This window comes from Pseudobdellovibrio exovorus JSS (genome assembly GCF_000348725.1).
In the GTDB taxonomy this organism is placed as follows: domain Bacteria; phylum Bdellovibrionota; class Bdellovibrionia; order Bdellovibrionales; family Bdellovibrionaceae; genus Pseudobdellovibrio; species Pseudobdellovibrio exovorus.
Window position 1 is genome coordinate 1,798,069 of record NC_020813.1, and the last position, 18,924, is coordinate 1,816,992.

The window sequence follows — 18,924 nt, forward strand, 5'->3', positions numbered from 1 at the left end:
TACCTCGTTGGACTTTTTAAATTTAGACCTACAATCTAGTTTACTTCCTCTGATCTTACTGCTTGTCAGTCTTATTGGCAGCAATCACTGTGCGATTATGTGTGTACCCCTCGTCGCCACTTACAAAACGAAAAACCTAACCCCATACCACCTTGGACGCCTAACCGCTTATCTAACTGTGGGCACCGCCATTTACTTCATCGGAGAGATCGCACTACGCAATCAATGGCTCTGGCTGGCGTGGGGGTTACTATTCCTTGGCTATTTTATTAAAGTCTCGAAAGATGAATTCCTCTCCCACCACTGCTGTATTAAAAAAACAGTGCCACAAAAGCGGGTGTCCTCTTTAGCTCTTTTTGGTTTTTTAAATGGCTTACTGCCCTGTGCGTGGTTGTTCTTAATTTTGATTACGCTTTCTAAAATTCAAAGCCTTTTCTTATTCTATATTTTTATTGTGATCTTTTGGGTGGGAACTATTCCTGTTTTTTCGGTTATCAACCTGACTCATCACCTGACAAGTAAATACTTCCCTCGTTTGAGGTCATTGGTTTTTAATCGCAAACTGTTTTTTATTATTTATTTGAGCATTGCGATTTACGCACTAACTCTGCACTTCAAAACGCCTCTTAAGCATGAAGCGGAAATCTCTCCGAGTTCACTTATATGCACATGATCGCGTCAAGAGCGACCTGATATTGAGACTAGGATGATAACATCGACTGCTGAATCAACGATAAGACGTTCTCTACTTTCACATTAAAATCCCGCTCGGCAGGCACAAAGTGAAAGTTCGGGTGTCCAGACCAAACTTCTAGTAATTGCTTTTCACTCTGCTGACTCTGTTCAAAGTTGTGAAAACGACGTTCGTTCACTCCTTCAAAGAATTCATCAGTTGGCAGTCCTAGGAAAATAATTTGATCATATCGTGAGTACTCATCCGATTTAGAAACTTGAAACTGCTGCAAATAATCTTGAACACCTAATGACCAAAATCCCGCCCCGTCCAAACGGGCGCGGTCTAAGACTAAATACTTTGCTGCAGGGTTTTGTCTAGCAATCACCTGCTCAAGATGACTTTGTAAAGTCAGAATTACATTTTGAAAGCTGCGTATTTGTTCAATGTCATGATGTTGTGGAGCTGGAAATCCGCCTGACAACAAGACGACTGCACTTTCGGGAACCAGTGCCACATGGGGCCACTGACGTTTTTGTATTTCAGCCATCACCGAGCTTTTTCCCGAAGAAGGTGCTCCCGTTAAGACAATACGCTTTACCGAACTCATAGTTGCCCTGAAAGGATTTTTTTTGTTTTTACTTTTCCTAATTCAACTCCCGGCTGATCAAATGTGTTGATCTGAATTGCTTCACCCAAGCACATCACCCAAAGCTGAAAGAACATAAACAGATAGCCAACACTTTGATCGCGAACATCTGAAATTTGTAACGAGATATTTGAAACCTGTACTTCGCTAAGAGCTTGCTGAATGGCTTCGGCTTCTGCACGTAGCAGCGTCCCCATATTACGCCCTTGCAGTAAAGCTGTTTCGCGCATTTGGGATTTCTGTAGCAGCGACTTTCCAGCTTCCGCCTCTTGCACACGCAAGAAAACAACTAACTTGTCACGGGCTCCCTCCATCACTTGCTGTAGAACGCTGTGCTGATCCGTAGCCCCAATTAATGGCAACGGCGTACTGACTCGTGCCGCCGGTTGGCCTTGAATATCGACTTTCTTCGCTAAAGACTCGGCCCAAAGCTGCTGCCACCAAAGACCAAACGATTTTAAACGTGAGCTGTAGCTCCACAAGACCGTGATCCATTCTTCACGCTGCCAGCTTTTTAAAGTCTCGGATGTCACTTTGGCTAAAACATCGGATGCATTATACGCTTCCATAGCTCCGGTGCGCAGGGCTTTCATATCAAAACCCATCAGCCATGCAGGAATTAATCCCACTTCCGTTAGAACAGAAAATCGCCCCCCAACACTGACGGGCATTTCAAAAAACAACACCTGTTTCTGCTGAGACCAGCGATAAAGGTCACTGTCTTTTTTTTCTGTAATAACTAAACTGTGTTCGGATAACGAGATATTTTTTGTGCTCAGCTCTTGCTCGATAAACTCAAGTGCCGTTAAGGTTTCAATGGTACCGCCGCTTTTAGAAATAAAAAGCCAACCTGTTTTTTCAGGTTCGGGCATAGTTTCAAAAAGTTGCTCGAAATGATATGCATCCACATTATCAATAAACTGAAAGTTAGAAGCTTGCTTCATTTCTGCTAAAACTTGAATACCTAAACTACTTCCACCGATTCCCACGACAACAAAGCGCGAATGTCGGTTTTTGAAAAGATTCAACTCTTCAGGCATAACCGATAGAGCTTCTAAGGATGCTTCGATCCCCTTAAGTCCACCGGGCTTTTGCTGCAAAACTTTTTGTGTGGCTTCCCTAGCTAAAGCTTCCGACTTTGTCGTTAGGGTGGAATCTGAAGACGAGCTGTAGCTAGGATTTAATACTGTAATCATATCTCTAAATTAAGCATTATTTGGTCGATGTCAACTGACGAACACTTTCTAAAAAAGACTCCCCCCACTTCACAACATCATACTGATTTACAATAGAAGCCAACTGCCTTTGTCTGAGCTTTTTTTCTTGAGGGTCTAGTTGAATCGCCCTTAATAAGGACTCGACCATTTCGTTTTTATCAAATGGATTCGTTAGAATTGAGCCATGCAGCTCAACCGAAGCCCCTGCAAACTCTGACAAAACTAACGTTCCTGATTGTTGAACTGCATCTTTAACTGCGATGTACTCTTTGCAAACTAAATTCAAACCATCACGTAAAGGTGTAATCCACGCAATATCAGCTAGAGCATAAAAAGCAAGTAGCTCTTCAAATGGAAATGCTTTGTAAAAATAGCGAATCGGTGTCCAGCTCACTTTTGTAAAGCGACCATTCACGCGTCCAATGACTTGATCCAGTTTATCACGCGTCTGTTTATAGACTTCCATACCCGGTGCTGGTGGAGTTACGATATTAATAAATACAATTTTTTCGTGTAACTCGGGATGTGTTTCCAATAGCTTTTCAAAGGCTTCGACTTTTTGAATCGGTCCTTTGACATAGTCTAAACGCTCAACAGACAAAATAACCTGACGTCCAGCAAACTCTTCTTTGAGTTGCTGCCACTGATTTTGAATAGGCTCTTGCTTACAAGTTTGACGTATTCGTTGCACGTCTGTCCCGACGGGATGAGCACTTAAAGTGAGTTCTCGTCCTTCCACATATAAACGGCTGCCATAGCTTTCAACCCCAAGAGCTCCACCATAAGTCATAAAGCGCGGAGCCGCCGATGTGCTTTCTAAAACTTTCGCTCGAAAGTTAGACCGCACAACCTGAGAGAAGTTTTCAGCATAGCTAGGGATATGAAAACCAACATGATCGCATTGAATCAAACTGCCAACGATCTCTTTTTTCCAAGGAAGGATATTAAAAATATCAGGTGATGGAAATGATGTGTGATGAAAAAAAGCAATTTTTAAGTCGGGCCTCATCTGGCGTAAAAAGCCAGGGACTAACCATAAATTATAATCATGAATCCACACCAATGCCCCTTTTGCCGCCTCTTGAGCCGTCATCTGTGCAAATCGCTGATTGATTGTCTTGAAGTGCTGCCAATGCGCGTGATTAATCTGTACTTTTCCAGGAAATGAAAAAATAACTGGCCAGAATGCCTCTTTTGAAAATTTCTTATAGAACAGGTCCACATCTTCACTGGTCAATGGTATCCGTGCAACCGTAAGCTGTGGATACAGTTCCTCATTAACCGGAACATGAGTGTCAAATTTTTCCTTTGAGTCATGATGCAATGACCATGCGATCCAAGACGCTGGTGTTTCTTTATCAAAAAAGCCCATCAATGTAGGAATGATTCCATTCGGACTTTGAGGTGTCCGACGAATCACCTCTTTACCTTTTCTGATTTCATCAAAAGGCTGGCGATGATAAACCATCACCAACTTAGACTTTCCATAAGTGATCTGATGGGATTGTGAACTATCTTCTTCATGTTCGACGAATCCATAGTGTGCGAGTGCTTCGAGTATCCCCAAAGTCCCTTTTTTCTTAGCTTGAAATACAGATGTCATCTTTTGCGTCTGTTGAAGTAGCGCAGGCTCGGATCCACCAACAGCCACAGCTTTTAAGCCACTGGTTAGCATCGATAGGTCATTCAGTGTATCACCCGCGACTAAAACTGAATCTGTAGCAATTTTACGATACTCTAAAAGTTTCTGAATGGTTGAGCCCTTATTTACACCTTTAGGCAAAACATCTAAATATTTATTGTCCGAAAGAAGCAGATCATATCCCTTTTGTTCTAGAGCTTGACGTAACGATGATAAGTTCATGCTGGGATCGCGAATAAAATAGGAACAACGCCGATCTTGTGGGACATTCTGGCGAATCAACTGTGGATAGTCGGCCAATATCATCTTTGCTAAATCTTCACCGGCCCAGTTTTTATCAATCCAATTTTGAATATCGCTTATCGGTTTTAGATCTTGCACTTCAGTGGCACTGGCCCCCACATCACCAATAATATCGTCAGGACGTGGGATATCGCTTTGATAAAGTAAGGGGATAATACTCTCTAGCCCGCGACCAGAACAAAATACAAGATGGATTCTTTCGCGATTTTCTTGAATCATCTGATAAAGTGGATCTTTCGGTGATGGATGCGAAGCCAGAAAAGTTCCATCCAAATCCACAACCAAAGTCAAACGCTGCGATTTAAGTTTATACCTCATATATACTCCTCCAAGTTTTTAGGATTTTTCTGGTGGTTTTCTGAAATTTTTCTGGTGTATGAAAAATAAAATTGATCCAATCATTCTGCTGAATGATTTTCAAAACCAGTATTGTATTTTTGTTGTCTTAGAATGAGCTTCTGACAAATTAACTAAAATTTTCTGCTCAAAAGAAATCAGTATAGCATAATTTAGCTCTATTTGAAAGCTATAAAATTGACCTCATCTTCAACTGATGCTGAGATACATCTATGAGTCTAATTTTAATTTTCACTGTTGGTCTGATTTCGACACTTTTGCTTTTCTTTAAAAAACGCCTATGGGGAATGATTCTACTTCTGGTTGAAGTCATCCTTATCTTTTCGATTTGGAATGGCTTTGCAACGGAATACGTCTTGCGACAATTTCAGATCCATCCACACATTACACAACCCGAGTGGAAAAATAACAATCTGATCATCCTCTTAGGATATGGTTCGACTCGTTGGACGCAGGATGAACAGCTTAGCTCTTATCCTTTAGAGGTTTCTCGTCTTTACGAAGCCGCACGGCTGTATACAAACTGTTCTCAACAAAAACATTTTTGTAAAATCCTGGTCAGCGGAGGCGATCCTCAACGCTTCGGTAAACCCGAAGCCCGTGTTATGGCCGATGAGTTGATAGCGATTGGTGTTCCAGAAAATGACGTTATCTTAGAAGCTGAAAGCCGCAATACTTTTTTGAATGCGCGCAACTCAAAAAAAATCATTTCAGAACAACCTTCCGATAAATCTTTTGACCAGATATATTTAGTGACCTCTGGTATTCATATGAGACGTTCTTTACTGTTTTTTAACTTTTTTGACCTTGATCCCATTCCGGCACCAGCCAGTCACCTTAAGTCACTTAAAAGTTACAGTGTGGCTTCGCGCAATTTCTTTTTACTTGATAGCGCTTTACATGAAGCCACGGGAATCGCTCAGTTTCATTACTATAATATGATGGGATGGAATAAGAAAAACTAAAGACAAGGTTTCAACGGACTGATACCATCAACCTACTATGAAAAAATCCGTTGTTATCGTTGGCGCCGGATTCGGTGGTTTAAAAGCTGCCCGTCAATTGGCGAAACAAAAAGATGTCCAGATCACGATTATCGATCGTCGAAACTATCATTTATTTCAACCTTTACTTTATCAAGTAGCCACAGCAGGATTATCTCCGGCTGACATAGCGACACCTATTCGCAGTGTTTTTTCCGGCTACTCTAATGTCAATGTGGTCTATGGCAATGTGCAATCCATCGATAAAGAAAACAAAAAGGTTCGCACTATCGATGCTGAATATCCCTATGACTATTTGATCTTGGCCTGCGGAGCGAAACACAGCTACTTCGGTCATAATGACTGGGAGGAAAATGCACCTGGTTTAAAAACGCTAGAACAGGCCACAGAAATTCGTCGCCGTATTCTTCTGTCGTTTGAACTTGCTGAAAAAGAACAAGATCCCGACAAAAGAAAAACTCTGCTCACTTTTGTCATTGTGGGTGGTGGACCAACCGGAGTCGAGCTTGCAGGCTCAATCGCCGAGATCAGTCGTTACACTCTTGAAAAAGATTTTCGCAGCATTGATCCCTCACGCACCCGTGTGATTTTGATCGAAGCAGGCCCTCGTGTCCTTGCTGGGTTTGATGAGAGCCTTTCGAAAAAAGCGGCACGAGATTTAGAACGTCTTGGTGTGCAAATATGGACTTCCACTCGTGTAACTGAAATCACCTCAGAGGGCGCACGTCTGAGCGAAGAATTTGTAAAAGCTAAAACTGTGATCTGGGCCGCCGGTGTTCAACCCTCTAGCCTTTCAAAAGCTTTAGATGCTCCTTTGGATCGTCAAGGCCGCGTGATCATCAACTCGTCACTGACACTGGAAAATCATCCAGAAATTTTTGTTATCGGTGACCAAGCTTCATTCACACAACCCGATGGCAGTACCCTTCCCGGTTTGGCTCCGGTGGCGATGCAGCAGGGAACTCATGCAGGACGCAATATCAAACGCGCCATTGCAGGCGACGCCTACACCGACTTTCAATATGTTGATAAGGGCATGATGGCCACCATTGGAAGAAAAAAAGCAATCGCTCAAACCACTCACTTAAAGTTTGGTGGTTTTATGGCGTGGGCCGCATGGCTTTTTGTTCATATCTTTTATCTGATCGGATTTAAGAATAAGTTTTTTGTTTTCTTCCAATGGGCATGGTCTTATATCACCTTTAAACGTGGAGCTCGCTTAATTTTAGACAAAGAGTGGAGATCGAATCAGCCGCCGCGGGCTTCATCATAGCGAGACGTTAAAGTTGTTCCCACAGAAGCTATAATCAAAAGCGCAATTGCCAGCAATTGCGTGAAATTCAATTTTTCATTTAAAAACAATAAACCTGATAAAGCCGCCAAGGCGGGCTCTAAGCTCATCAGAATACTAAAGGTTTTTGCAGGCAATCGTTTCAACGCCACCATTTCGAGCGAATAGGGTAAGGCACTGGAAAGTACAGCCACACCGAAAGCGATTGGCCACACATCCAAATTAAAAAGTTCTTTATGTGCAACGAATACGCCGAAGGGTACAACAGCGATAGCCGCAACTAACATTCCCCACGCAGTAATGACCCCACTGGGAACACTACTACCCGTTCTTTGTCCGAAAATAATATACAAAGCCCAGCAGGCTCCAGCTAGTAAAGCATAAGTAATTCCGACCGGATCGAGGTTGGCTCCGTCAATTAATCCCAATGGCAATAAAAGTAATATCCCTAAAATCGCAAGACCTACCCAAAGAAGATCACGCAGATGACGTGATGCCAAAAGAGCCACCAATAAGGGCCCCGTAAACTCAAGGGCTACTGCGACTCCCAATGGAATCCTTTGCAAAGCCATGTAGAACAGCAAGTTCATTCCACCTAATGAGGCTCCGTAAAGAAAGATCGACTTCCAAATACTGCGATCAAGTGTATAGCGCCAAGGGCGCCACACAAGAAGTAATAACAAAGAAGAAAATAACAGCCTTAAGGCGGTTACACCTTGAGGAGTTAAAATATAAAATAAACTTTTTGCTAAAGAGGCCCCAGATTGAATTGAGGCCATTGCGACTAGAAGTAGTAGGACGAAGAAGAAAGGATGTGTGGTTGTAATTTTGGATTGTCCCAATCTTCTGTATGCCGATCTTTTGTTTTACAAAGACCTTATTGAGGTCTTTGGCACTCACCAGATTTCTGGCAAGACATAATGTCAGCTCTTAACTGCATCAACTCATCTAATGTGTAATCAAATTCATAATCAAATCCAACGCGAGCTGTACCTTTTTGTGCGATAGAAATAAATTCAGTTACATCGATAAATTGTGCTTTATCGAAAGGCTCAGATGGGTTTTCTAAGTATTTAAAACGAATTGGTTTGTTTGAACGCAAATGATTTAAAAAACGCTGACGTTGATCACGAGCTTTGGCTAAGCCACCTTTAGGGTCTTTCCAGCATTTAACTTCACCTACTAATAAAGCTTTATTTTCTTGCTGATCAAATACGATAAGATCTAACTCACCAATAGTTCTAACTGTGTCGTTGTAAGCAATTCCAGTAACTACACGATATTCAGGTTCAGGATATTGTTCTTGAAATCTTAGTTGTGCAACAAGCTCGCAGATAGTGCCGATAGCTTGAAAGTTTTTACCTGAGTTTTTTAGAGCATGATAATCTTCGCTTAGACCTGCGAAAAGATTAAGACTGAAAAAAAGAACCAGTGTAGACGCTGTGACTCGTAAAGAAGATAGCATTTTTGCCCCCATAGTTAAGCATTTTCGGTGCTTTGTAGAAACGTCAGTCCCATTACTGACTTATATGATGCGGGGTCAGCATCGAAGATTATTTTCATTTAAGCAAGATTTTCATTAAAAGCTTTGGCGTGCTGCGTATAAGAAAGGGATCTGCCTTTTTCAGTTACAATTTTAGTTACAATATCGAGTGAGGGTCTCAATAAGAAGTACTTTATTAATCGGTTTGGTTAAAACATCGTCACATCCAACCTCAATGCATTTGCGCAAATCCTCGCGCATAGCATGTGCCGTAAGACTGATGATCGGCTTGCGATAACCTTTTTCACGCAGCATTCGAGTGGCCGAATAACCATCTAAAATCGGCATCTGCATATCCATAAGAATCAAATCATAGGTACCACTATCTACACACTCAAGCGCCTCTTGACCATTGTGAGCAACTTGAACAGTGGCACCACTCTTCGACAAAATATGAGTGATCAAAATCTGATTCTCGGATGTGTCTTCAACTAAAAGAATATGTTTCCCTTGAATGCCCTTCATTGGATCTATGGCTGCCTGTCGTTCAATACGCTCATGTACAGCAACCTTTTCTGGACGCAGGTGACGTGGAATTCGGTAGGCAACCTTAACAACAAACACACTGCCAACACCAGGCTGCGTACTTTCCAGTTCTATATCACCTTCTAAAAGACGTGCGAGCTCTCGCGAAAGCACTAAACCTAACCCTGTCCCGCCGTGCATTTTACGAATAGACAGATCGGCCTGAGAAAATGGTCTAAATAATTTGGCCACATCTTGAGATTCAACCCCTAAGCCTGTGTCACTGATTCTAAATAACAAGTGCGATGGCGTCGCTTCACAATAAACACGGACTGACCCTCGCTGAGTAAACTTAATGGCATTTCCAATAATGTTGATCAAAATTTGACGTAGTCGCAATGGATCTGAGTACACCACTTCTGGAGTTTGACGAGATGACTCGAAAACCAATTCAATTCCTTTGGCTTCGCTTCGTAACTTCATTAACAATTCCACATCACGTAAAAGCTGCGATAAAGAAAACACCTCTTTAACGACTTCGATCTTTCCAGCTTCGACCTTAGACAAATCCAAAATATCATTTATAATCGTGACTAAAGTATCACCTGTACGACTGATGATATTCAGGTATTGCTTCCGCTGCTCGTCACTGAGATTCGGCTCCTTTAAAATTTCGACAAAGCCCAAAATAGCCCCTAGCGGAGTTCGAATTTCATGGCTCATATTCGCTAGAAATAAACTCTTAACTTGATTTGCCTCTTCCGCTTGGTCTTTTTCGCCAGACATGTTTTGTAAATTCAAACTTAATAAATTCAATGAAGAGGCTAGCTGGCCCAACTCATCTAAAGAATCCACTGGGATTCTTTGACTGAAGTCGCCCGTTCCAATCAGATAAGCCACTTTGTTTAAATGTAGTAAAGAGTGCAGAAGCCCCTTACTCAATCTAAAAGCAAAATAAAGACCTGCTGACTGCAAAACTAAAATTGCAAAAAGTAAAAACAAAAAGAACTGAGTTTCCACCCAACGTGCAGCTTCTGCCAGCGTGTAGCTGAAGCGATCAGCGTGGGCTGAAACCTGTACATTCAACTCTGCAAGTTGCTGCAATCGCAAATCTTGATTAGCAATCGGCAGAAGAGGAGAACTGCCTTTTAAAGACTCTTCTACTTCTTGGTGTATCGTCTGCCCCAGAGCTAAAATCTCATCAATCGCAGTATCCCCCTGCCGCCATGCCTCAAGGGAGTTCTGCACATACGAAAAATTTTTGTAATAGCGAATCAAATGAATCATGGATGGGATGTCATCTGGATGAATCCCTCCATTGATGAAGGACTGATACATGCGTTCGTGATCAGGCTGTGCTTTTTCCAGCTCTTCCCGCGCAATACGATCATTCAATGGTATGGCTAAATGCTCTAAGAATTGTCCATAGTACTTTTCATCTTTTGAAACGATGTAATTATGCATCGCCAGCAAAGCATCTTTTTGCGATTTCGACCAAAGACTCTCACCTGCGACAAATCCTCTAACCGAAGACAAGATGTTAGCCGTGTACTTAAGAGTCAGAAGCTCAAAGACGATCAAAAATGTCATCAACCCGACGACAACGTACAGTTTTTTCGAGACTGATAGATCTTTCCAAATACGATCTATTTTTCGGTGAAGCATAGGGGTTCATGATATCAGACTTAGATGGTAACTCCTCTAAATTCTTGTTTATAATATCCCGCATAATGTGCAAATCTTATTCAGTGATATCTCAATGTTAAGAGAACTTTACATTCTCTTGATTTTTGTATTTTCTCATTCTGAGACATCTCTTCAAAGCACATAACACTCAGACATAACTCGATGCCATCCCGATAACTGTCTAACAATTTTGCGCCTATCCACCTATCAACTAAAATTTACAGCCTTTAAAGCTGGCATCGGGCGTGCTGTTACCCAATATGAACAGTTTTATTACTTAGATTATTAAAAATTATTATTATTAAAGGAGTCTTTATGAAAAAATTTATCTTAGCCACACTTGTAGTTGTCTTTTCATTTTCAGCTTTCGCTCAATCTCCATCAGAAGTAAACCTTGATGAAGACTACGCAACCAAAGCTTTCGAAATTCTAAATGAAAACATCGACGATATGCGCGGTTACACAGCCGATGGCAGAGAAGTTAATTTAAAAGCGGCTTTGGAAGATGCCGGAGAATACATCTTACACATCTTTTCACATATTCCTCTTTTAGGTGATATGGACGATGAGGAGTACACAGGCAACGTTAAAGACTTGAAATTTGACTGTAATGAACGCATCGCCAAATGCTCTTTATTAGTGATGTACAAATCAGGCAATATCAAAGAAAGACAGATCTCGTTTAAAGTGAATGTAGAAAACAAGATGCCGACCAGCATCGTTGGTAACAAGATTTTGATTGTAGATAGAAAATAACAGCGTCAAAATAGACTAACGGGACCATGTGTCCCGTTTAGCTAATGAACTGTTAGCTATTGACTAGGAGGAACCATGAAAACACTGTTATCTTTGACTTTAGTGCTTACCTGCACAGTTGGTCACACAGTCATGGCTCAAAGCTCTACAGAAACCCGCGAAGGCTCATGTATCCAGATCATGGATGCCTGCAAAGCCGCCGGATACAACAAGAATATTTCTAAAACTTGCACGCAGCCTCTGCTAAATGGACAAAGTGTTAGTGGCGTCAATGTACCCGCTTCTGTTATCTCAGATTGCAAAGCAAAAAAATCTCAGCTTAAAGCGGAAAAATAGTTTATAAATTCATGCCCACATTGATCTCTGCCCACCAACTATCGAAGTCTTTTGCCTCGCGAACTCTTTTTCAAAGTATTTCATTTGCCATTGAAACCTCTGAACACATTGGTCTTATCGGTCCCAACGGAGCCGGCAAATCCACTCTGCTGAGCTTGATTGCAAAAGAGCAAGAGGCCGATCAAGGAAAGATCTCATTCGCAAACAACTTAGTTTTGGGTTATCTACAGCAGAAACCTATTTTACCTTTAGACATTTCTATCTATGAAGCTTTGATTCAGATCACCTCTGACGAATATGATTCAGATAATATCCAATTAGCCTACGAACTGATTTCCAAAATGAACTTGGATATTTTTCCGGAAGGCGCCGAAAAAAAAGTAGGACAACTTTCTGGAGGTTGGCAAAAGAAAGTGGCGCTGGCTCGCGAACTCATGAAACGCCCCAATCTATTGTTATTAGATGAGCCGACGAATCATCTGGATCTTGAAAGTATCATCTGGCTGGAAGACTTCCTTCAAAAAAGTACTGATGTCGCTTTGTTAACTGTAACCCATGACCGACGTTTTCTACAGAATACAAGTACTGTTATTTTCGATCTTGATCCACAACTGCCTAATGGACTTTTGCGTACCAGTGGCTCTTATAGCCAACACATCGAAAGTAAATTAATGCTTTTGGATGGACAAAAACGTCTTGAAGACAAACGCCGCAACACCATGACCCGTGAAAAAGAATGGTTAGCTCGCGGACCACAAGCTCGTCTGACAAAACAGAAAGCCAGAATCGAACGGGCCTACGAAATTATTGATGAAGTTAAAGATTTAGAACAAAAAAATACTAAACGTGCTTTAGACTTAGATTTTGGTAACACGGCTAAATCGCCTAAAAAATTAATCGAAGCCAGTCACATCACTAAAAGCTATAGTGGCCAGCCTTTATTTAAAGATTTTAGTGCGATGGTCAGGCCCGGCCATCGCTATGGTTTGATTGGAGCGAATGGCAGTGGTAAATCCACGTTGCTTAAATGTCTTATTGGAAAAGTTCCACCGGACTCTGGACAAGTCGTCGTCAATGAAGATATCGAAATTTCTTATTTTGAACAGGGCAAAGATCAACTGGATTTGAACACAACTGTTTTAAAAATTGTTTGCCCTGAAGGAGACTACGTTCACTTTCAAGGTCAACCCGTCTTTGCTCGCTCTTATCTGAGTCGCTTTAATTTTAAAACACAGCAAATGGATATGCCCGCCCATCGCCTTTCAGGCGGCGAATTAAGTCGTCTGATTTTAGCACGGCTTATGCTGAAGCAAGCCCATGTTCTAATTCTAGATGAGCCAACCAATGATTTGGATGTGGAAACACTTGAAGCCCTCAGTGATTGCCTGAGTGAATACAAAGGTGCCGTTCTTCTAGTGAGCCATGACCGTTACTTTATGGATCAAAACTGTGATGTCATTTGGGCCTTTGACTCCAATGAACACTCGATCATTAACTTTGCTGACACTCTTCAGTGGGAAGAATGGTTCAAGTCTGGCAAAAGACAACCTCGTCCTCAAGATGCGAAAGCTGCCATCAAAAGTGATACTCAAAATGAGGTGTCGGCAAAAACCTCTGCTAAACGCGCCGGACTCAGCTACAAAGAAAGAATCGAATTTGAAAAAATTGAATCTGTGATCTCGTCAGAAGAGGATCGCCTACTGAAGTTACAAACGGAGCTGGCTCTGCCAGAAACACAAAGTAACTACGTGCGATTAAACGAGCTGACCTCGCTGATTTCAGATACTGAAAGTCGTATCGCCCAACTTATGGATCGATGGGCCGACCTCAGTGAGCGCAGCCAAAACCAATGACACAACTTCGCGCGTCATACAGCTCTTAATAATTAAAAGAATCAATAACTTAACTCGCAGCAACACCAGAAAATGGGTGACCTAGACTCAGATCCTAGGTGGAATACTCTATATAAATAAAGGATTTTTAAGGAGATAATACATGAAGTATTCCAAACTATTTTCTGTGGCTGTTCTGGGTTTAGGCATCGGCTTTTCAGGCTGTAGCCGTGATAAAAATGAAAAACCTGACTCTTCATCAGCAGGCGTTGTTGAGCGTCACCACTGGAGCCCTAAATCAGAAATCGCAGCGGCACAAATCCGTGTAGTGAACCAATTTGGTGAGCCCATTTCTGGCGCACAAATTCTTGTTGGACAAGCCCCTAACAATCCTTTCCGTGATAACTTTGTGACAACGGATAGCTCGGGCCGCGCAACAATTTCAAATTCATGGAAAACACCAGCTTCTGTAACGATCGATGCCCGTGGTTATATTCGCCAAACTCTTTTGAACCAAGCCCCTGGCAATATCGTTCTTAAATTAAATCCTCTTCCTTTAAATGAGCAGGCAGAAATGCGTGGCAATGTAACTCAGTTACCAGTAGTTAATGGTGACAAGTTAATTGATTTTGCTTTAGTTATGCCCGCAGTAACACGGGCAGATCTTTTGAATTTCGATATCGGACAAGTGATCAGCCCCTACACAGATACATTATCCGCTGCTGGGCAAAAAAGCGATATTCCGAGCAACGTTTCTATTCCTAAGCAAAAAGAAAGCTACATCATTGGTGTCACTTTAGATAAACCACTTTATCGTTTAAAAATGAATCAGCTTGGAAATCGCAAAGTTGTTGCCGCTCGCGGACGCTTTGTATTTAAAGATGTTGTTTCAGAACTAAGAAAAGGTAAATCATTCCACGACTTGATCAATCACTTCTCTATTGAAGGTGGTTCAATGCGTGATGTGACTATTGTCAGCGGAGTTACTAATTTAGAAATTTCCGGCAATGACATGGCTTTCAACCAGCAAATTCCTGTGCAAACAGCAAGTGCGTTAGCTGATGAAATTCAGATCGTATTGGCGGCTAGTGATTTTTCAGGCTTTATGATGCCGACAGATGTTAAACGCGCCACTCATGGCCAACCATTAAATTTACAATCTATTGCTGGAAAGCAAACAGTGATTGTTAACGTTATCAAAAAACAATCTGAGTTTATGTCAGATGCCCCAGGAGCTAGCCGCATGAGCGCTTCTATGGTTCCTTATACAGCCACTGTAAGTCCTCGCCTTTTACCATTAATGGCTAATCCCACTATCAGTGGTTCTAATCAGTACACAATCCGTTTACCAAATCTTCCTCACACGGCAGGAATCAATCCAACGGCAACATCGGCGGCAATTTCTGATTTAATTGAAGTTACAGATGGTAACAAAAAAATCACTTTAGCTATCAAACGCTGGGAAGTTATCGGTGCTGGATGGAATCAAAGCATTACTTTGCCTGACTGGTCATTACCACAAACAAACAACCGTAAGCGCGTTGAAGTTAACTTCATCGGTTCGACAATCAGCAAATCAACTGATATCGACGATCGCCTTATCAACAATGCAACACATGTGACTCATGCATCGGCTGATTTCTAGTTTACTTCTTGCCTTTTTCTTATCGGGCTTATCAGGGTGCGGGCTTCTAGCCACGCGCTCTTCTCCTAATGAGATCCTAGAACAGGCATCGCAGCAGAAGATTTTCTATGCTTCTTATGATTCTGTTTGGAGGGCTGCTCACGCTGCCATTTCTTATACTATAGCCAGCGAAAATCAGGATTATGGCATCATCGAAACAGATTACATTAAGTCTGTTGATGGTTGGCTACCGCCAGATCAAACACGTCCCGAATACAAAAGCGCACGCTATAAACTGATCCTGACCTTTGCCAAAGGGACTACCGGAGGACGCGAGTCCACACGCGTGACAATCGAGAAAAAAATCGAGATCTTCCGTGATTTTATTTCCGAGAAAAAAATAGTTCCCTCAGATGGGCTTGAAGAACAAAGTATCTTTTATCGTATTGAACGTGAAATCGTGATCGCACAGGCTCTTAGAAGAGCCGCTATGCAAGAGAACAACTAAAAGACTATTACAACCAATTGCGCTCTTTAACTAACTTCTGCCACTGCTGTAGTGATTTAGTTTCAGAGCCTTGTCCATCAATCTTAGCTAAAGTGCGTGCACTTAACTCTGCTAAGTTTTTATCTGCATCAAAAAGAGTTTTCGCAAAGAACTGACGATCAGATGCTGTTGCCGTGTCTGAAAGTTTTTCTAAAATTTGCTGGCGAATCCACAAACTGCTTTTTTTATTAAAGTTGTAATCTTGGTTCAGCTCTTCCATCAATAACCGACGATCATCAGAAGCCACAAGATCTTCCGCTAAGATATCGACTGCTGCTGATCTAACAACTAAGGCCTTATCTTTAATAAGCTTACGCGCTTCTTGACGAGCCTCTTGCTGATTGATTTTCTTTAGAGCGACTAAAGCTGCATTTCGCATAAACCATTCAGAGTGATCTGAAAATTCCTTTATTTGCCCCAGTTGTCCTGCTGTTGCTACTTCTGCCGCTTTAACTAACGAACTCCAACGCTCGTTCATATTCAGCTGTTTATTACCTGCAGAATTAATATAGGTTTGAAAATTTGCTGTGTGTGCAGCCCCTGCATACAACCCCAATAAAAGAACCACTATCATCTGACGCATATTAAGAATCCTTCTTATTATCGATATCCTGTTCAAATTGATCGATTAACTCTTGTTCCGTCTGAGTCACCGGTTTTTCACTAACTAGATTAAACTCTGCTGATTTGTCTGCGAAAACTTCTTCAGCTGGAACCGATTCAATCTGATCCGTTAGAGCTTCTAGTTCTGCTCGTAAAAGTTCTGCCTCTGAAAGCTCCATAGCGGCTGGTTCGGCCGAAATTTCCGGTTCCACAAGTTCTTCCGTTAAAGCTACGTCGGCAATGTCCGCAATTATTTCGTCACTGGTTTCGTCACTACTTTCATTGCTAGGCTCGCTATCCACAACAACTTCCTCAGCTTCAATTACAGGCTCTGCTGTGGACATTTCACTTTCAGAACTTGAGCTTTCAGGGTTAGCTGTGCTTGTTTTTTTGCGAAGCTCTTGGTTTTCCTGTCTGAGCTGTGAGATCTCAGCAATATCTTCGGCGATAATCTCATATTCAGCTAGACGTGACTCTAATTGTTGGATTTTATCCTGTAACTCAGCCGCTAACTCGTCACCACCAGCTTCACTGATGCGCTCTTTTGCTGACTGGACAACTTCAGGCTCTGTTACGGCTGCACTGTTCTTTTTTAATTCTTCATTTTGTGCCAATGACGAAGCTAAATCCGCAGATAGTTTTTGCACTTCATCTTTTAAGCGTGTCATTTCAGCGACTTGAGCCTCAGATAGAACAGCCGTAGCTGTTGCCGCTGCTTCTGCGGTTTTCGGAGCGGCTGTCTTTTCATTGGCAGCCGGAGCACTTTCCGCTTCTTTTTCTTTTGCTGTTGAGTTTTGCTCTACTGGCTTTTCAGCGACTTTGGATTTTTTATCGGATGCATTCACACGCTGTTTAAACACAGTTCTGTAAATGTAGATCCCCACTAGTATTAATACCGCAGTAAAACCAATTCGGATCAATAACGTATTCTGTGTCACAAGCCAGTTGATTATATTCGCCATGTAGTCCTTATTATCTCTGTTACTTCAGCTTTGTGGCAAGCGAAGTCCCTAGACTTATAGCGAGAGCTGTTTTAAATTTAACAGCATGAAACAAGTTGATCTTCTATTAAAAAATACAGAGTCCTTGGTGTTTGATAATGATACGAATCATTTGAAGAAAGTCTCTGTGGATATAGCCGTACTTGATGGAAAGATCTTAGATATTGGAAGTCCTCTTCAATATGCCGCCCGCGAAACTCTAGACCTAAAAGGTCTTTGCGTATTACCTGGAGTCATTGATTCACAAGTCCACTTCCGCGAACCCGGCATGACCCATAAAGAAGATATTGAAAGTGGTACACGTGCAGCCATCCTTGGTGGCGTCACCTCCATTTTCGAGATGCCGAATACAAATCCGTCAACGACAACTCAAGAAGCCTTCGAACACAAACTGAGTTTGGCCCGTCAACGTGCACACTGCCACTATGCTTTTTTTATGGGGGCCTCTGCCGACAATGCACAACACCTTCATACCTATGAAAATTTGCCCCACTGTTCTGGAATTAAAATTTTCCTAGGAGCCTCTTTCGGTTCGTTGCTCGTGGATGACGATGCTGTTTTTGAACATGTCATGAAAAATGGTCGCCGCCGCTTGACGATTCATTCTGAAGATGAAGCCCGTATGCGTGCCCGTAAACATATTGCCGAAGAGGCCGCACATCCTCGCGCACATCCTCTATGGCGTGATGAAGAAAGCGCTATGATCTCTACGCGCAAGTCTATTGCTCTGGCGAAAAAATATAATCGTCCTGTGCATATGTTGCACATTTCCTCTTCTGAAGAGATGCAGTTTTTAGCACAGAACAAAGACATTGCCAGTGTGGAAATTCTTCCGCAGTTTCTGACTTTGTCATCTCCGGAGTGCTACGAACGATTGGGTACTCTGGCGCAGCAGAATCCTCCGATCCGCGATCAACGGCATATGGAACATTTATGGAAAGCTGTCCTCAATGGGACTGTGGATGTGATTGGTTCTGACCATGCTCCTCACACCTTAGAAGAAAAGAACAAGCCCTACCCGCAATCTCCGTCGGGATTTCCGGGTGTTCAAACTTTGCTTCCTATTATGCTCAACCATGTACACCAACAAAGGCTTTCACTAGAACACTTAACTCGCCTAGTGACTGAAAATCCAAGACGACTTTTCGGTGTACAAAATAAAGGGCGTATTCAAATTGGCTATGATGCTGATTTTACGATTGTGGATCTTAAAAAAGAAAAAGAGATCACCAACAAATGGATTGCCTCTAAGTGTGGATACACTCCTTTTGATGGCATGAAAGTCACAGGCTGGCCGACTCATACGATCTTAAAAGGTAAAGTCGTTATGCAAGATGATGTGGTAAAACTGGAAAGTACAGGCGAACCGATTCAATTCGCCTAATAGATGTATTA

General features: G+C 42.1%; 17 protein-coding genes and 1 riboswitch. Of the genes, 9 read left to right on the top strand and 8 right to left on the bottom strand.

Going from position 1 to position 18,924, the window contains the following annotated elements; translation table 11 throughout:
- The first annotated feature begins 7 nt into the window (after positions 1 to 7).
- Positions 8 to 673 (top strand): sulfite exporter TauE/SafE family protein, encoded by a 666-nt coding sequence (locus A11Q_RS08905; RefSeq protein WP_015470477.1) that lies wholly within the window; start codon positions 8 to 10, stop codon positions 671 to 673.
- Between the two features lie 28 nt (positions 674 to 701).
- Here the strand turns inward: A11Q_RS08905 and A11Q_RS08910 are convergent, their stop codons facing one another.
- Genes A11Q_RS08910 through ggpS form a run of 3 tightly spaced genes read right to left on the bottom strand, consistent with a single transcriptional unit; the run spans position 702 to position 4,802 of the window.
- Positions 702 to 1,283: an ATP/GTP-binding protein gene (locus A11Q_RS08910; protein ID WP_015470478.1), complete on the bottom strand. Its 582-nt coding sequence runs from the start codon at positions 1,281 to 1,283 to the stop codon at positions 702 to 704.
- Positions 1,280 to 2,518 (bottom strand): hypothetical protein, encoded by a 1,239-nt coding sequence (locus A11Q_RS08915; protein WP_015470479.1) that lies wholly within the window; start codon positions 2,516 to 2,518, stop codon positions 1,280 to 1,282. Before A11Q_RS08915 ends, A11Q_RS08910 begins: the two co-directional genes overlap by 4 nt.
- A gap of 16 nt (positions 2,519 to 2,534) precedes the next feature.
- On the bottom strand, positions 2,535 to 4,802 hold the full coding sequence (gene ggpS, locus A11Q_RS08920; RefSeq protein WP_015470480.1) for a glucosylglycerol-phosphate synthase: 2,268 nt from the start codon (positions 4,800 to 4,802) through the stop codon (positions 2,535 to 2,537).
- Positions 4,803 to 5,053: 251 nt separating this feature from the next.
- On the opposite strand from ggpS, the gene A11Q_RS08925 reads away from it, so the two are divergent.
- A complete protein-coding gene (locus A11Q_RS08925) occupies positions 5,054 to 5,806 on the top strand; it encodes a YdcF family protein (protein ID WP_015470481.1) in 753 nt (250 codons plus the stop codon).
- A gap of 37 nt (positions 5,807 to 5,843) precedes the next feature.
- Positions 5,844 to 7,118 (top strand): NAD(P)/FAD-dependent oxidoreductase, encoded by a 1,275-nt coding sequence (locus A11Q_RS08930; RefSeq protein ID WP_015470482.1) that lies wholly within the window; start codon positions 5,844 to 5,846, stop codon positions 7,116 to 7,118.
- Here A11Q_RS08930 and A11Q_RS08935 read toward each other — a convergent pair.
- The 3 genes from A11Q_RS08935 to A11Q_RS08945 form a co-directional block, all read right to left on the bottom strand.
- Positions 7,094 to 7,915, bottom strand: coding sequence for an EamA family transporter (locus A11Q_RS08935; protein WP_015470483.1), 822 nt, complete (start codon positions 7,913 to 7,915; stop codon positions 7,094 to 7,096). The genes A11Q_RS08930 and A11Q_RS08935 overlap by 25 nt on opposite strands.
- 98 nt (positions 7,916 to 8,013) lie before the next feature.
- On the bottom strand, positions 8,014 to 8,601 hold the full coding sequence (locus A11Q_RS13795) for a hypothetical protein (protein ID WP_015470484.1): 588 nt from the start codon (positions 8,599 to 8,601) through the stop codon (positions 8,014 to 8,016).
- Positions 8,593 to 8,689, bottom strand: a riboswitch (purine riboswitch). It overlaps the preceding gene by 9 nt.
- Before the next feature lie 83 nt (positions 8,690 to 8,772).
- Complete coding sequence (locus A11Q_RS08945; protein WP_015470485.1) at positions 8,773 to 10,809, bottom strand: response regulator; 2,037 nt, start codon at positions 10,807 to 10,809, stop codon at positions 8,773 to 8,775.
- Positions 10,810 to 11,145: 336 nt separating this feature from the next.
- Here A11Q_RS08945 and A11Q_RS08950 point away from each other — a divergent pair, with 336 nt between their 5' ends.
- From A11Q_RS08950 to A11Q_RS08970, 5 genes are all read left to right on the top strand, one after another.
- Positions 11,146 to 11,586 (top strand): hypothetical protein, encoded by a 441-nt coding sequence (locus tag A11Q_RS08950; protein ID WP_015470486.1) that lies wholly within the window; start codon positions 11,146 to 11,148, stop codon positions 11,584 to 11,586.
- A gap of 75 nt (positions 11,587 to 11,661) precedes the next feature.
- Positions 11,662 to 11,922 carry a hypothetical protein gene (locus tag A11Q_RS08955; protein ID WP_015470487.1) on the top strand — a complete coding sequence of 87 codons (261 nt, stop codon included), beginning with the start codon at positions 11,662 to 11,664 and terminating at the stop codon, positions 11,920 to 11,922.
- 11 nt (positions 11,923 to 11,933) lie between these two features.
- Positions 11,934 to 13,775 carry an ABC-F family ATP-binding cassette domain-containing protein gene (locus A11Q_RS08960; RefSeq protein WP_015470488.1) on the top strand — a complete coding sequence of 614 codons (1,842 nt, stop codon included), beginning with the start codon at positions 11,934 to 11,936 and terminating at the stop codon, positions 13,773 to 13,775.
- A 142-nt stretch (positions 13,776 to 13,917) separates the two neighbouring features.
- The gene (locus tag A11Q_RS08965) at positions 13,918 to 15,399 is read left to right on the top strand and encodes a carboxypeptidase-like regulatory domain-containing protein (protein ID WP_015470489.1); all 1,482 of its coding nucleotides are present in this window, start codon (positions 13,918 to 13,920) and stop codon (positions 15,397 to 15,399) included.
- On the top strand, positions 15,380 to 15,886 hold the full coding sequence (locus A11Q_RS08970; protein ID WP_015470490.1) for a hypothetical protein: 507 nt from the start codon (positions 15,380 to 15,382) through the stop codon (positions 15,884 to 15,886). Before A11Q_RS08965 ends, A11Q_RS08970 begins: the two co-directional genes overlap by 20 nt.
- A gap of 7 nt (positions 15,887 to 15,893) precedes the next feature.
- On the opposite strand, the gene A11Q_RS08975 is transcribed toward A11Q_RS08970, so the two are convergent.
- Both A11Q_RS08975 and A11Q_RS08980 read right to left on the bottom strand, forming a co-directional pair.
- Positions 15,894 to 16,508, bottom strand: a complete 615-nt coding sequence (locus tag A11Q_RS08975) for a HEAT repeat domain-containing protein (RefSeq protein ID WP_015470491.1) — start codon at positions 16,506 to 16,508, stop codon at positions 15,894 to 15,896.
- Between the two features lies 1 nt (position 16,509).
- Complete coding sequence (locus A11Q_RS08980; protein WP_015470492.1) at positions 16,510 to 17,490, bottom strand: hypothetical protein; 981 nt, start codon at positions 17,488 to 17,490, stop codon at positions 16,510 to 16,512.
- Between the two features lie 85 nt (positions 17,491 to 17,575).
- Here A11Q_RS08980 and A11Q_RS08985 point away from each other — a divergent pair, with 85 nt between their 5' ends.
- Positions 17,576 to 18,913 (top strand): dihydroorotase, encoded by a 1,338-nt coding sequence (locus A11Q_RS08985; protein ID WP_015470493.1) that lies wholly within the window; start codon positions 17,576 to 17,578, stop codon positions 18,911 to 18,913.
- Positions 18,914 to 18,924 lie beyond the last annotated feature (11 nt).